13 protein-coding genes are annotated in these 13,095 nt (G+C 74.2%); 8 read left to right on the top strand and 5 right to left on the bottom strand.

Annotated features, from left to right (window positions below; all coding sequences use genetic code 11):
• The first annotated feature begins 16 nt into the window (after positions 1-16).
• Positions 17-640, top strand: a complete 624-nt coding sequence (locus D7318_RS04130; RefSeq protein ID WP_230423334.1) for a TetR/AcrR family transcriptional regulator — start codon at positions 17-19, stop codon at positions 638-640.
• 99 nt (positions 641-739) lie between these two features.
• On the top strand, positions 740-1,474 hold the full coding sequence (locus D7318_RS04125; RefSeq protein WP_120695450.1) for a vWA domain-containing protein: 735 nt from the start codon (positions 740-742) through the stop codon (positions 1,472-1,474).
• On the opposite strand, the gene D7318_RS04120 is transcribed toward D7318_RS04125, so the two are convergent.
• The gene (locus D7318_RS04120) at positions 1,464-2,498 is read right to left on the bottom strand and encodes a helix-turn-helix transcriptional regulator (protein WP_120695449.1); all 1,035 of its coding nucleotides are present in this window, start codon (positions 2,496-2,498) and stop codon (positions 1,464-1,466) included. The genes D7318_RS04125 and D7318_RS04120 overlap by 11 nt on opposite strands.
• Positions 2,499-2,595: 97 nt before the next feature.
• On the opposite strand from D7318_RS04120, the gene D7318_RS04115 reads away from it, so the two are divergent.
• Together D7318_RS04115 and D7318_RS04110 are read left to right on the top strand one after the other, a co-directional pair.
• Complete coding sequence (locus tag D7318_RS04115; protein WP_120695707.1) at positions 2,596-3,162, top strand: DinB family protein; 567 nt, start codon at positions 2,596-2,598, stop codon at positions 3,160-3,162.
• A gap of 333 nt (positions 3,163-3,495) precedes the next feature.
• Complete coding sequence (locus tag D7318_RS04110) at positions 3,496-4,017, top strand: GNAT family N-acetyltransferase (RefSeq protein ID WP_120695448.1); 522 nt, start codon at positions 3,496-3,498, stop codon at positions 4,015-4,017.
• On the opposite strand, the gene D7318_RS04105 is transcribed toward D7318_RS04110, so the two are convergent.
• Positions 3,986-4,213, bottom strand: coding sequence for a DUF2277 domain-containing protein (locus D7318_RS04105; RefSeq protein ID WP_120695706.1), 228 nt, complete (start codon positions 4,211-4,213; stop codon positions 3,986-3,988). The genes D7318_RS04110 and D7318_RS04105 overlap by 32 nt on opposite strands.
• Positions 4,214-4,360: 147 nt before the next feature.
• Between D7318_RS04105 and D7318_RS04100 the strand changes: the two genes are divergently transcribed.
• From D7318_RS04100 to D7318_RS04090, 3 genes are all read left to right on the top strand, one after another.
• Complete coding sequence (locus D7318_RS04100) at positions 4,361-5,314, top strand: pectate lyase family protein (RefSeq protein ID WP_120695447.1); 954 nt, start codon at positions 4,361-4,363, stop codon at positions 5,312-5,314.
• Positions 5,315-5,481: 167 nt separating this feature from the next.
• Positions 5,482-8,646 carry a substrate-binding domain-containing protein gene (locus D7318_RS04095; protein WP_183091296.1) on the top strand — a complete coding sequence of 1,055 codons (3,165 nt, stop codon included), beginning with the start codon at positions 5,482-5,484 and terminating at the stop codon, positions 8,644-8,646.
• A gap of 74 nt (positions 8,647-8,720) precedes the next feature.
• Positions 8,721-8,954, top strand: coding sequence for an outer membrane protein assembly factor BamE (locus D7318_RS04090; protein ID WP_147437615.1), 234 nt, complete (start codon positions 8,721-8,723; stop codon positions 8,952-8,954).
• 18 nt (positions 8,955-8,972) lie between these two features.
• Here the strand turns inward: D7318_RS04090 and D7318_RS04085 are convergent, their stop codons facing one another.
• Positions 8,973-10,283 (bottom strand): FAD-binding oxidoreductase, encoded by a 1,311-nt coding sequence (locus D7318_RS04085; RefSeq protein ID WP_220729495.1) that lies wholly within the window; start codon positions 10,281-10,283, stop codon positions 8,973-8,975.
• Positions 10,284-10,519: 236 nt separating this feature from the next.
• Here D7318_RS04085 and D7318_RS04080 point away from each other — a divergent pair, with 236 nt between their 5' ends.
• Positions 10,520-10,993 carry a DNA-binding protein gene (locus tag D7318_RS04080; protein ID WP_120695443.1) on the top strand — a complete coding sequence of 158 codons (474 nt, stop codon included), beginning with the start codon at positions 10,520-10,522 and terminating at the stop codon, positions 10,991-10,993.
• On the opposite strand, the gene D7318_RS04075 is transcribed toward D7318_RS04080, so the two are convergent.
• Complete coding sequence (locus tag D7318_RS04075) at positions 10,990-11,964, bottom strand: ketopantoate reductase family protein (protein ID WP_120695442.1); 975 nt, start codon at positions 11,962-11,964, stop codon at positions 10,990-10,992. The genes D7318_RS04080 and D7318_RS04075 overlap by 4 nt on opposite strands.
• A 35-nt stretch (positions 11,965-11,999) precedes the next feature.
• Positions 12,000-13,064 carry a L,D-transpeptidase family protein gene (locus D7318_RS04070; protein WP_120695441.1) on the bottom strand — a complete coding sequence of 355 codons (1,065 nt, stop codon included), beginning with the start codon at positions 13,062-13,064 and terminating at the stop codon, positions 12,000-12,002.
• Positions 13,065-13,095 lie beyond the last annotated feature (31 nt).

The raw sequence follows: 13,095 nt of genomic DNA, 5'->3' as shown, positions 1-13,095 counted from the left end.
GCCACGATCGGCGCGGGTGAACGAAGGCATGCGCGAGCAGTCGCGCGAACGCATCCTCGCCGCCGCGCTCGAGGTCTTCGCCGCCAAGGGCTACCACAAGGCGACGATCTCGGACATCACCGCAAAGGCGGGCGTCTCACGAGGGCTGATCACCTATTACTTCCCCGGCAAGCAGGACCTCGTGACCGAGCTCCTCGACCGCTACCTCGAGGGCGTCGCGGGCATCCTCGACGTGAGCGGGACGCCCGACGAGCGGCTGGCCGCCATCATCGACGGCATCCTGAGCGCCGCCGTGTCCACGGTTCCGGTGCAGCGGATGGCGTTGAGCCTCATCGTCAACCCCGCGACCCACCCCCTCTTCGCCGCCGCCGAGGCGCGCAAGGAGATCCAGCTGACCAAGCTGGAGGACGGGCTGCGCGACCTGTTCGCGGCCAGGGGCGCCGAGGACCCCGCCCTCGAGGAGGTCATGCTCCGCAGCGTCCTGGAGGGCGTGATCTTCAAGGCCGCCGTCTACACCGACCAGTACCCCATGGAACGGGTGCGTGGCTGGCTCTACCGCGTGTACGGACTGCCCGCGCCCGATGGCCACCTCATCGAGGCCGATCCGCCCCCGATCGCCCGCATGCGCGCCACTCCGTGACGTGCGGGCTGGTAGCGTTCCGGGCCTTCGGTTCCTATGAGATTCACAGGGGATCCGCGCGGGGGCTCGTGCCGGATTCCCGTGAGATGGGGTGGGTTCATGAACGCTGGCACTCCGGCGATCAGTCTTGAGAAGGTGCGCGCCACGGCGGGCGACGCGCTGGCCGTGGCGTACGAGTCGGCGCGGGTCTCGCTCGAGAAGCTGGGGCTCGGCGGCCAACGGGCGGCCGTCTACCTGGTGTTGGACCGCTCGGGGTCGATGCGGCCCTACTACGAGGACGGCACGGTGCAGCACCTGGCCGAGCAGGCGCTCGCCCTGTCGGCCAACCTCGACGACGACGGCGTGGTGCCCGTCGTCTTCTTCTCGACCGACGTGCACGGCGTCGCCGACGTGTCGCTGGCCGACCACCGCGGCCGGGTCGCCGCCCTGCACGCCTCCTACGGGCACATGGGCCGGACCAACTACCACCTCGCGATGCGCGCCGTCATCGACCACCACGCCGCGTCGGGCGGCTCCGACCCCGCGTTCGTCATCTTCCAGACGGACGGCGGCCCGACGTCCCGCTCGGCGGCGGAGCGGCTGCTGTGCGAGGCGTCGCGGCTGCCGATCTTCTGGCAGTTCGTGGGGTTCGGGAAGCCGGACCACAAGCAGTTCGCGTTCCTGAGGAAGCTGGACGAGCTGCCCGTTCCCGCGCGCAGGGTGGTGGACAACGCCGGGTTCGTCCCGGCCGGGACCGATCCACGTTCGCTCTCCGACCGCGACCTCTACGACCGGCTCATGGCGGAGTTCCCCGACTGGCTCGCCTCGGCCCGCGCCGCGGGGATCATTCGCTGACGGGCCCGGCCCCGGTCTCGGTGCCGTCCCCGGTCTCGGTTCCGGCCGCGCGCCCCGCGCGGCCGAACCGCACGCCCCAGGCGCGGAGCTCGCCGAGCAGCTCGGGCGGGCCGAGGACGCGGAAGTCGGCGCGCAGCGAGCCGAGGGCCATGATCGGCCACTCGAGGGAGTCGGCGGTCATCCGCACCCGGCAGCGTCCAGGGCCCGTCTCCTCCACCGTGCTCCACCGGCCGATCCGCTCGCGCACGGCCGCGGCCCCGGCGTCGACCAGGACGTCGATCCGGTGCGGGCGCGGCTGCTCCCTCAGCCGCGTGCGGACGAACGCCGCCGCGTCGTCCGCGGGCAGCTCGCGCGGCCTGAACGCCGCCCCCGTGCCGTGCGGCGCCTCGATCCGGTCGACGCGGAAGATGCGCCAGTCGTGCCGGGCGAGGTCGTACGCGACCAGGTACCAGCGGCGGCCGAGGCAGACGAGGCGCAGCGGCTCGACATGCCGGTCGCCGCGGCGCCCGTCGGCTGCGGTGTAGGAGAAACGCAGCCCCTCGCCGTCCCGGCACGCCAGCGCCACCGCCGTGAGCACGTCCGCGTCGATGCCCGTCCCCGGCGCGCCGGGCGCCCCGCCGGGGCCGCCCCAGTCGGCGGGCACGGTCATCGCGCGCAGCGCCTCCACCCGGCGCCGCAGCCGGGCGGGCATCACCTGTGCCACCTTCGCGAGGACCCGCACCGAGGACTCGGCGATCCCCTCCACCGCGCCCGACGCCGCGGCCTGGAGGCCCACGGCAAGCGCGACCGCCTCCTCGTCGTCGATCACCAGCGGCGGCAGCACGGCGCCCGCGGCCAGCTGGTAGCCCCCGTCGGCGCCGCGCTGTGCCTCGACCGGGTAGCCGAGCTCGCGCAGCCGGTCGACGTCCCGGCGCAGCGTGCGCACCGAGACCCCGAGGCGCCCGGCCAGCTCGGCGCCCGGCCAGTACCGGTGGGTCTGGAGCAGGGAGAGCAGTCGCAGCGTCCTGGTGCTGGTGTTCGCCATGCCGTCGATTCTGGCCGTTATTCAGGTCAGAAAGTGGCCGCTTGGGCTTCTAGCGTGGTCATCGTTCGAGGGAAAACCACCACGAAAGGTGATGAACATGACCACCACCCACGACCTGACCGCCCCCGCGGCCCCCGTCGCCCCCGCCGTCTCCGCCGCGGACGAGCGCGCGGATCTGCTGGGGACGCTGGCCAATCACCGGCACTTCCTGCGCTTCACCACCCGCGACCTCACCGACGAGCAGGCCGGGCGGCGGACCACCGCGAGCGAGCTGTGCCTGGGCGGCCTGATCAAGCACGTCACATCGGTCGAACGGGGCTGGGCGGCCTTCATCGTCGAAGGCCCGTCCGCGATGGGGGACTTCGACGCCAAGACCGAGGAGGACTGGGCGCGGCGGGCCGACGAGTTCCGCATGCTGCCCGGCGAGACGCTGGCCGAGGTGCTCGCGGCCTATGCCGAGGTGGCCCGCGCGACCGACGAGCTGGTGGCGTCCCTGCCCGACCTGGGCGCGGCCCATCCGCTGCCGAAGGCGCCGTGGTTCGAGGCGGACACGCGGTGGTCGGCCCGCCGGGTGCTGCTGCACGTCATCGCGGAGACGGCCCAGCACGCGGGCCACGCCGACATCATCCGCGAGTCCCTGGACGGCGCGAAGAGCATGGGCTGACCGCCCGGGCCCACCCACGGCTCGGAATGCCCTGGCGCCCCGGTCCGGCAGACACCGAAGCGCGCCGGAAGCCACCAGCGCCGCCGCACGTCACGCCCCGCCGCGCGCGACGCGCGGCCAGGTCAGGGCGAGCTTGCCACCGGTGGGGATCGAGGAGACGAGGACGGCCAGGGCCGAGAGCAGAAGCGCCGACAACGCGGCCCCCTCCCTCACGACAACTCGCCTGGGCGGGGTGGGCCGATCCCGTGTTCTCCTACCGCGCCGAGGGCTGAACGCACGGCCGAGGGAACGGGCCTCCCGGGAGCGGGGCGTCGGGCGGCCAGACTGTGGCGGGTGCTCATCCGACGAGAGATCCCCGCCGACGTCGACGCCGTCCGCGCGGTCACCGCCGCCGCGTTCGCCACCGAGGAGAACGCGCCCGAGCCGTTCGAGGCGCCGCTGCTCGACGCGCTGCGCGCCGACCCCGGCTGGATCCCCGGCCTGTCGCTCGTCGCGACGGACGCGGTGGGCGACGTGATCGGCCATGTCGTGTGCACGCGGGGCCTCGTGGCGGCCACCGTCCCTGCGCTCGGCCTCGGCCCGCTGAGCGTGCACCCCGACCACCGCGGCAGGGGCGCGGGAACGGCCCTGGTGCACACGGCACTCGGCGCCGCCGACGCCCGCGCCGAGCCGCTGGTCGCCGCCCTGGGCGACCCCGACTGGTACGGCCGCTTCGGCTTCACGACGGCCACGGAGTACGCGATCACGCCACCCGACCCGGCGTGGACCGCGGCGTTCCAGGTCCGCCCGCTGAGCGCCTACACCCCGTCCTGCGCGGGCCCGTTCACGTGCCCCCGGCCGCTGATGTCCCTCTGACCTTCAGGTGGGACAGCAGGTGGGCCGTCGCCGCCGTCACCGCTTCCACCGCCTCGTCGAACGTCTCCTTGTTGTGAGCGGCCGGGGCGCGGAAGCCCGAGACCTTGCGGACGTACTGCAACGCCGCCGCCCTGATGTCCTCGTCGGAGACCTCGGGCGTGACGGGAGCGCGGAGTGTCTTGATGCTGCGGCACATGCTGCCCAGTGTGCACCCGCCCACTGACACGGGCACCGCGCGCCATAGTCCACACACGGCCCGTCATCGTCCACAGCGCCCGCCCTAGCATCGGAGCAGCCGCGCGGCACCTTCCAGCACCTCCACCCCTTCCGGACGGAGAATCCCATGCGCAGGACGAGCGCACGATTCGCGCTGGCCACCGTCGTCGCCCTCGGCGGCGTCACCGCTGCGAACGCCGCGGAGCCCTCCGACGCCCAGGCCCCCGCCACCCTGGCCGTCGGCACCCCCACCGGCTTCGGAGCCGGAACGACCGGCGGCGCGGGCGGCGGCGTGGTCACCGTGTCCGACGCGGACGCGTTCATCGACGCCGCCGACAGCGACGGGCCGCTCCAGATCCAGGTCAACGGCACGATCCAGCTCGACGACATGGCACGGGTGTCATCGGACAAGACGATCATCGGCGTCGGCACGTCAGGGCGCATCAACGGCAGCGGGCTCAACATCCGCGAGGCCGACAACGTGATCGTGCAGAACCTGACGTTCAGCAACTCCGACGACGACGGCATCAACGTCGAGTACTCGACGAACGTCTGGCTCGACCACAACGACTTCACCAACCCCAACGACGGCGCCCTGGACATCAAGCGCGCGTCGACGAACATCACCGTGTCGTGGAACCACACCTACGACTCGGACAAGAACATGCTCCTCGGCCACAGCGACAGCAACGCGGGCGAGGACTCGGGCCGCCTCAACGTCACCTACCACCACAACTGGTTCGACGGGGTCAACCAGCGCAACCCCCGGGTCCGCTTCGGCGACCCCGTCCACGTCTACAACAACTACTACAACGACATCGGCAGCTACGGCGTCGCCTCCACCGAGGACGCGGGCGTGCTCGTCGAGGCCAACTACTTCGAGAACACCGACGACCCGTTCCACCTCGGCGAGGGATCATCGGACGATGGCAGCATCGTCGCCAGGAACAACCACTTCGTGAACTCGGGATCCGGCCAGGCGGGCGGCTCCGTCGGCTCCATCCCCTACGGCTACAGCCCTGACCCGGCAGCCAGCGTCAAGTCGATCGTCACCGCGGGCGCGGGCGTCGGCAACATCTGACCCCGAAGCACCCCGAAGCACCCCGCGGCACCCGCGGCACGGCACACGGCACACCCTCGTAACGCCCGACGCCCCACGGGCCGGGCGCCCTTGCCGGGGCGCCCGGCCCCCGCTATCGTCCACGCCACCCGAGGCGCCCTGCGACGACGATGAGCGAGGTGGTCCCCTTGGGGGCTGCCCCACGCCCCGCCAAGGCCCGCCCCACCGTTGCGCTCCTGACCGCCAACATCCACCTGGGCGTGGGCGCCACCCTGTGGTCAGGCGTTCTCGACGCCGCCGAGCGCCAGGACGTCGACCTCGTCTGCCTGCCGGGCGACTCCGTGCCGCCGGGCCCTGGCGCCGCCCCCCGCAACGCCCTCTACGAGCTGCTCGACCCCGAGCGCGTGGACGGCGCGATCTGCTGGACCTCGACCCTGGGCCTGCCGCGCGGCGGCCCCGGCGCGACGCGCCTGCTCGAACGCCTCGCCCGCCTGGGCCATGTCGTCAGCCTCAACCGCGCGATCGAGGGCCATGAGACGCTGCTCCTCGACTCCCACATCGGCATGCGCGAGGCCGTCGGCCACCTCGTGCACCACCATGGCCGCCGCCGACTCGCGTGCCTGCGCGGCCCGTTGACCAACCCGGTGGCCCGCGACCGGTTCCGCGCCTACGCCGACGCGCTGGCCAGGCACCGCATCCCGCGCGACCGGTCGCTCGTGTCCGCGTCGTTCGACTACGCCGCGGGCGCGGGCGCCGCCGCGATGGGCGTGCTGCTCGACGTGCGCGGGCTGCGCCCAGGGCGCGACTTCGACGGCGTGGTGGCGTGCAGCGACGTGCTGGCCGCCGACGCGCTGCGGTTCCTGGCCGCGCGCGGGATCCGGGTGCCCGACGACGTCGCGCTGATCGGATTCAACGACTCGACCGAGGCCCGCATCAGCGATCCGCCGCTGACGTCGGTGGCGCTGCCGTTCGCCGAGCTGGGCGCGCTCGCGGTCGACACCGTGGTGGCCAGGCTGCGCGGCACGCGCCCGCCCGCCCGCCGCGTCGTGCCCGGCACGCTGGTCATCCGCCGCTCGTGCGGCTGCCACTCGCCGCTCGTGACGCAGGGCGGCGCCGTCCCCCACGAGCCGGGCGAGCCAGCCGTGGACGCCGTGGACGCCGCGTTGACGCGGGCGTTCAACGGCCAGGGGGCCGCGTTCCTCGACCTCCTCGAACGCCACATCGGCGAACGCGTCCACGCGCCCGATGACGCCGCCGCCCTCGACCGCGCGCTGCTGCGCCTCCGCGACGCCGAGCCGACCGACGCGCGCCGCGAACGGCTGGTCGGGCAGGGGAGGTTGATGGTCGCGGACAAGGCGCACCGGCTGCTCGAGTACGAGCGCTGGACGAGCGGGCAGCAGGCGCGGCGCCTGCGCGAGCTGGCCACCGCGCTGACCACCGTGACCGACACGGCCGCGCTGAGCCGGGCGCTCGAACGGCACCTGCCGGGACTCGGGGTGACCGCGCACCGCCTCGCGCTGGGCGCGGGCGCGAACCCCCTGCCCGAGCACCCCCGTTCATCGCGCACCACCACCGTGCTCGAACCCCTGCACATCGGCGACGAGCAGCTGGGGCACGCGGCGTTCGAGCCTGGCCCCGCCGCCGCGCGGGACGGGGCGCTCCACCGGGCGCTCGGGGACCAGATCAGCGCGGCGCTCAAGGGCGTCAGGCTCTTCACCGAGGTGCGGCACGCGCGCGACGCGGCCGAGCGCGCGAGCCGGTTCAAGACGCGGCTGCTCGACAACGCGTCCGACGAGCTGCGCACCCCCGTCGAGGCGATCCTCCGCCACACGCGCCCCGGCGACCCGGCGCGCGACGACGCGGCCAGGCTGCTGCGGATGATCGACGACCTTCTGGATCTGTCGGGTTCCGAAACGGACGCGCGCGCTCTCGACCGCCGCATGATCGATCCACGTCCGCTGCTGGCCGAGACATTTCGCGCCGCGACCGGAACCGCCCCGGGGGACGGGCGCCTCGACCTGCCGCGCCGCCTGCCCGCCCTGCTGGCCGACGAGGCGCGGCTGCGGCAGCTGGTCGTCCACCTGCTGACCGCCGCCGCCGGGCCAGGGGTGACGCTGGCCGCGCACCTCACCCCGCACCATCTCGCGGTGCGCGTCGCCAACCCCGAACTCGCCCTCGCCGAGGACGACGAGCTGTTCCAGCCGTTCGCCACGGGCCGCCCCGGCGCGCGCCTCGGCCTAGCCGTCGCCCGCCGCCTGGCCGCGCTGCACGGCGGAACGGTCGCCCCCCACCGCGCGCCAGGCCCGCCAGGGTTCCAGCTCGCGCTGCCGCTGCCCACCCCCGCCGACCCGGGAGGGCCACGCCCCACAGGCGACACGCTGCTGCTCGCCGCGCCTGGCGCCGCCGTGCCGCCCGACATCGCCGCGCTCGCCCGCCGCCACGACCTGCGCGTGCACCGCCTCCACCCCGACGACGACCTGGCCGCCCTCGCGGCGACCGGCCCCGCGGCCGTGGCCTGGGACGCCGCGCGCCCCACCGCGGACGCGTGGGCGGCCGTGCGCCACCTACACGACCAACCGGCCCTGCGCCACACGCCGTTCCTCCTCTTCGGCGGCCCCGACCGGATCGCGGGCGACGACCTCGACCGGGTACTCGCCGCGCTGCGCCCCGACGACCTGGCCGCCCCCGCCGTCATCGCCGACGGCTCGCGCGCCTCGCGCGAGCAGCTGCGCCGCCTCCTGCCGGGGCGCCAGGTGCGCGCGGCGGGCGACGGGACCGCCGCGCTCGCGCTCATCGCCGAGGAGCGCCCTGGGCTGCTCGTGGTGGCCCGCGTCCTGCCCGACATGGACGGCTTCGACCTGGTCGAACGGCTGCCGGGCACCCCGGCGTTGATGCTCTCCGACCAGGGCTTCACGGCGGCCGACGCGCGCCGCGCCGAGCCGCACCCCGGGCTTGTGCTGCTGGGCCGCGGCATCCTGACCGAGCCCGAACTGGCCAGGCTGCTCGCCTCGTTGACCGAACGCCGCCCCCAGCGCGCCGCCGACCCCGCGCCGGTCCGCCACGCGCTCGCGCACATCGAGCAGCACTACCGGCACCGGCTGAGCCGCTGGCAGATCGCGCGCGCGGCCGGGGTGAGCGAGGACCACCTGGGGCGGCTGTTCCACCGCGAACTCGGCCTGACGCTCTGGGAGTACCTCACCCGGCTGCGCATCGAGCGCGCCAAGGAGCGCCTCCAGCGCAGCGACGACAGCGTGCAGACGGTCGCGCGCGCCGTGGGATTCCACGACCGCGCCTACTTCAGCCGCGTCTTCCGCCGCCACACGGGGGTCGCGCCGCACGCCTACCGGGGCTGAGCACCGGGACCGGTCCCCGGAATCCGCCGTACCGTCCGTCGCGTCCGTGCCTGGGGCGATGAGGGAGGTGGCTCGTGCCGGAGATCGGCCCGGGAATGACGCCGGAGCAGGTCGAGTCCGTCCTCGGCCCGCCGTTCGACCGGCTGGCCTCGCGGACGTTCGCGGGGGACGACCCGGCCGCGGCGGCCGACGCGCGCTGGGACACATGGCTCTACACGGACTTCCCCGCCGATGGCAGCGACACGGTGGTCGTCTTCGCCGACGGCGCGGTGGACCACATCCTGTCCCGGCGCCGCGAGGCCCGTTGAACGGCCCGTTGAACGGCGTCAGGTCAACGGGCGGCGGGTGCGGAAGACGCCCTCGGGGTCGTGGTGGCGCTCAAGGGCCGCAAGGCGCCCGGCCGTTCGCGCGTCGTAGGAGCCGGTGGCGGCCTGGCCCGCGCCGAGGAAGTTGGTGAACGAGCCGAGGGCCCACGGCCGCAACGCCTCGTGCAGCGCGTCCTGTGAGGGGTCCGGGTCCGGGGCCACCGCCGTGAAGAGGGAGAACGCGGCCTCCCGGTGGCAGATCGCGTTGCGCGGGCCCTGCGGCCTGGCGAACGCGCCCCCGAAGTGGCGGAGCTCGCACACGAACGGCGCCCCCGCCGCCGGTCCCGCCAGGGCGAGCAGCGTCTCGACGGCCCGGGGCGGCAACGAGCCCAGCAGCGTCCCGCGGTCATGCGCGGACACGGGCTCGGTCGGCTCGGCGTGGATGGTGCCCACCTCGGCGTACGGCATGTCCCCCACCGTGTCGAGCACCCGGGGCGCGACGGCGCGCAGCGGCGCGACCAGGCGCTCGCCCTCATCGGCGCGCCCCGACCAGGCGATCCGCACATGCGCGGTGAACCGCCCGCGCAACGGCCCTGGCACGCCCGGCACATCGGGGGAGCGGGCCAGCTTGAGCGAGGAGGCCATCCCGTCGGGCACGTCGTCGGTCCAGGCGGCATAGGCCCGCGCCACGTCACCCACCGCGTCCGCCGCGAAGAACAGCCCGCCGCCGTAGAGGCGCGCCACGGGGAACAGGTCGATCTCCATCGCCGTCACCACCCCGAACCTCCCCTGCCCCGCCCCGCACAGCGCCCAGAAAAGGTCCCCGGCGGCGGCCGGTCCGAGCGAGACCGACTCGCCCGTGGCGGTGACCAGTTCGAAGCGCCGCACATGGTCGGCGGCATAGCCGTGGCGGCGGCCCAGCAGGCCCGCGCCACCGCCCAGCGTGTAGCCGACGGCGCCCACGGCGGGGCTCGACCCGTTGAGCGGGGCCAGGCCGTGGGGCGTGGTCGCCGCGAGCACGTCGCGCCAGCGCGCGCCCGCCTCGACGCGCGCCACGCGCGCCACCGGGTCGACGGTCACGCCGTTCATGCGGCGGGTGTTGACGAGCACGGTCCGCGCGTCGGCCGCAACCGAAGGGCCGTGCCCGGTCGCGAGCACGCCGACCCCGAGTCCCTCGGCGACGGCCCGCCCGACCGCCGTCGCCACGTCCCCCGCGCCCGTCGCGCCCACGACATACGCGGGCCGGTGGTCGACGGCGAGGTTGTGGCCCGCGCGCTCGGCGTCGTACCCGCCGTCGCCAGGCCGGTAGAGCTGTCCGGAGAAACCGTTCACGCGCCTCACGCTAGGCCCTGTCCCGGCGGACTTCGGGGAGCGGCCCGCGCCGTCGGACGGGTCACCTCGTCGTAAGGGCGGCGCCGGTCGAGCGCCCGTACGCGCGCGACGCGGCGGGCCGCTCGGCGCGCCCTTGAGCGAGAACGGCCATGTCCGCCGATTGAACGGATCGTTTGCTCGATCTCGTTGAATCAACTCCGTTGACAACGCCTCGTGTGCCTTGTCACGCTTGGGACATGACAATCGAAGCGCCCGGCGCCGATGCGGCCGGTACCGATCCCTTCGCCAGCCCCGACCCCGAGGCGGCGCGCGCCCAGCGCGCCTATGCCGCGCTGTTCCGGATCGCCGAGCGGCACGCGGCCGACGCCGCGCAGCGCGCGCGACAGACCCATCCGGCCGTGCTGGCGCCGCACGAGGCGGTCAGGCTGGTGGCGTTCCTGATGAGCGGCGCGGCCGAACGCGCCGATGGCGAGCCCGAGGTGGACCGCGCCGACATCACCGCGGCGCTCACGCTGGTGCCGCGCGTGCGGGGCGAGTGGGACGAGCTGGAGGCCGGGCTGCTGACGATGGCGCGGGGGCGCGGCCTGACGTGGCACGAGATCGCGTTCGGCCTCGGCCTGGGCACCCCCCAGGCGGCCCGCCAGCGCTACACCCGCCTGACCAGCCGCGTCCCCGGTCAGGAGACCGATCAGGGCCCCGGGATCGACTAGACCCCCAGCTCCTCGGGGGCCAGGGAGCCGGGTGGGCGGCCCGCGTGGGCCGCCGCCGTGGCGTGGCGTTGCAGGGCCTCGTTCACCGGCGTGGGCACGCCGAACCTCCGGCCGAGCAGCACCACTTCGCCGTTGAGCCAGTCCGCTTCAACGCTGCGGCCCCTGCGCAGGCTCTGCCACGTCGAGCTGCCGCGCTCGGCGCCCGGGATGTCGTGGTAGGTCATGCGGCCCTCGCGGGCCGCCGCCTGCTCCTCGGACGAGGTGAACGGGATGCCCGCCGCGTTCAGCGCCGCGACGCCCTCGTCGCGCGCCCGGTGGAAGAGGCTCGTGCGCGCCTCGCCCTCGACGGGGCCGCACAGCGCCTCCAGCGCGTTGCCCAGGTTGGACAGCAGCTTGGCGTACTTCCACCGCATCACGTCGGGCACCACGGGGGCCCCGAAGTGGGAGTCCTGAAGGTCCTCCGAGACGCGCCGCAGCGTCTCGTCGCCCTCGACCGGGCCCTCGACCGAACCCTCGGGGTAGCGGCCCAGGTGCAGGATCCCCGTCAGCGGGCCACAGGGCGCCACGACCGCGCCCGCCTCGAGGAACTGCGAGGGCAGCCACACGCACACCCCGTGGACGCGGCGGAAGTGGCGCAGCGCCATCGGCTCGTTGGCCACGCCGTTCTGCGCGGTGAACAGCGGCAGATCACCCGCCGCCTCCGCCCAGGTGGCGAGCGCGGCCTGGGTGTCCTGCGTCTTCACCGAGAGGATCAGCACATCGCCCTCGCGCGGCGCGACCTCCTCGGGGCTCTCGGCCACCGGGACGGGCAACGTCACCCTCCCCTCGGGGGTGGTGAGCCGCAGCCCGCCCGCGCGCAACGCGGCGGCGTGCGCCCCTCGGGCCACCAGGACGACATCCCTGCCGCTCTGGTGCAGCCGCCCGCCGATGGCGCCGCCGACCGCGCCCGCTCCGATCACGATGTACCGCATGGGGCTCATTGTCGCTCGTGGGGCGGAGCGCCGCATCACCAGTAGACGACGACCCTGTCACCCTCGACGACATCGTCGAACAGCCCCGCGATGGCGGCCTCGTCGCGGACGTTGACGCAGCCGTGGGACGCGCCGTTGTAGCCGTTGGCCGCGAAGTCCTCGGAGTAGTGCACCGCTTGGCCGCCGTCGAAGAACATCGCGTACGGCATCGGGGAGTCGTAGAGCGTCGAGTGGTGGTTCCGCGACTTCCAGTACACCTCGAACTCGCCCTCGCGCGTGGGCGTCTCCTCGGCGCCGAAGCGCACGTCGACGGTCAGCTCCACCTCGCCGTCGATCACCCACGCCAGGGTGTTGGTCGTCTTGGAGATGCACAGCACCCGCCCGGTCAGGCAGCGTTCGTCGAGCTCCTGCGCGGGCTCCACCTCGGGGATCTCGAGCGGCGGGAACATCTCCTCCTCGGTGGGCGTCGCGGTCTCGGCGACCAGCGCGTCCCATGTCTCCTGGAAGACCGTCCCCGTGGCCTCGACGCCGCGCGCCTGCTGATAGGCGACCACGGCCGAGGTCGTGACGTCGCCGTAGTACCCGGTGGGGTTCTCCGTGAAGTGGTCGAGCTGCCCGAGCCTGGCCTGGAGCTCGCGCACCTGGTCGGAGTTGTCCCCGTAGCCCATGAGCTGCTGCGGCGGGAAGAGCTCCTCCTGCGTCGGGTCCTCGGTCTCGCCGAGCAGCGCGTCCCACGTCGATCGGAAGACCGTCCCCGAGACGTCCATGCCCGCCGCGCGCTGGTACTCGGAGACCGCGCCCAGCGTGACGTCGCCGTAGTACCCGGTGGGCTGCGCGGCGAAGTGCTCGAGCTGGAGGAGGCGCGCCTGCAACTCCCTGACCTGGTCGGTCTCGTCGCCGAAGTCCATCAGGACCTCGTCCCGCGCCTCCTCGTCCCCGCCCTCCCCGCCCTCCCCGTCGGTCTCCTCCTGCGAGGACTCGTCGGACGGCCGCTCGGACGCCTCCGTCCCCTCGGCCGTACAGCCCGTCAGCAGCAGCGCGGCGACGGCCGTGCCCGCCACGGCCGTCAGCGCGGATTTACGAAGAAACGCGGAGCCCATCGGTGTTCCCCCTGGATGGTGCAGATCGAAT

This window comes from Streptomyces radicis (assembly GCF_003626575.1).
GTDB classification, from domain to species: Bacteria; Actinomycetota; Actinomycetes; order Streptomycetales; family Streptomycetaceae; genus Streptomyces; species Streptomyces radicis.
The sequence above is the reverse complement of the archived record's forward strand: the minus strand, read 5'-3'. Positions and strand labels throughout refer to the sequence as shown.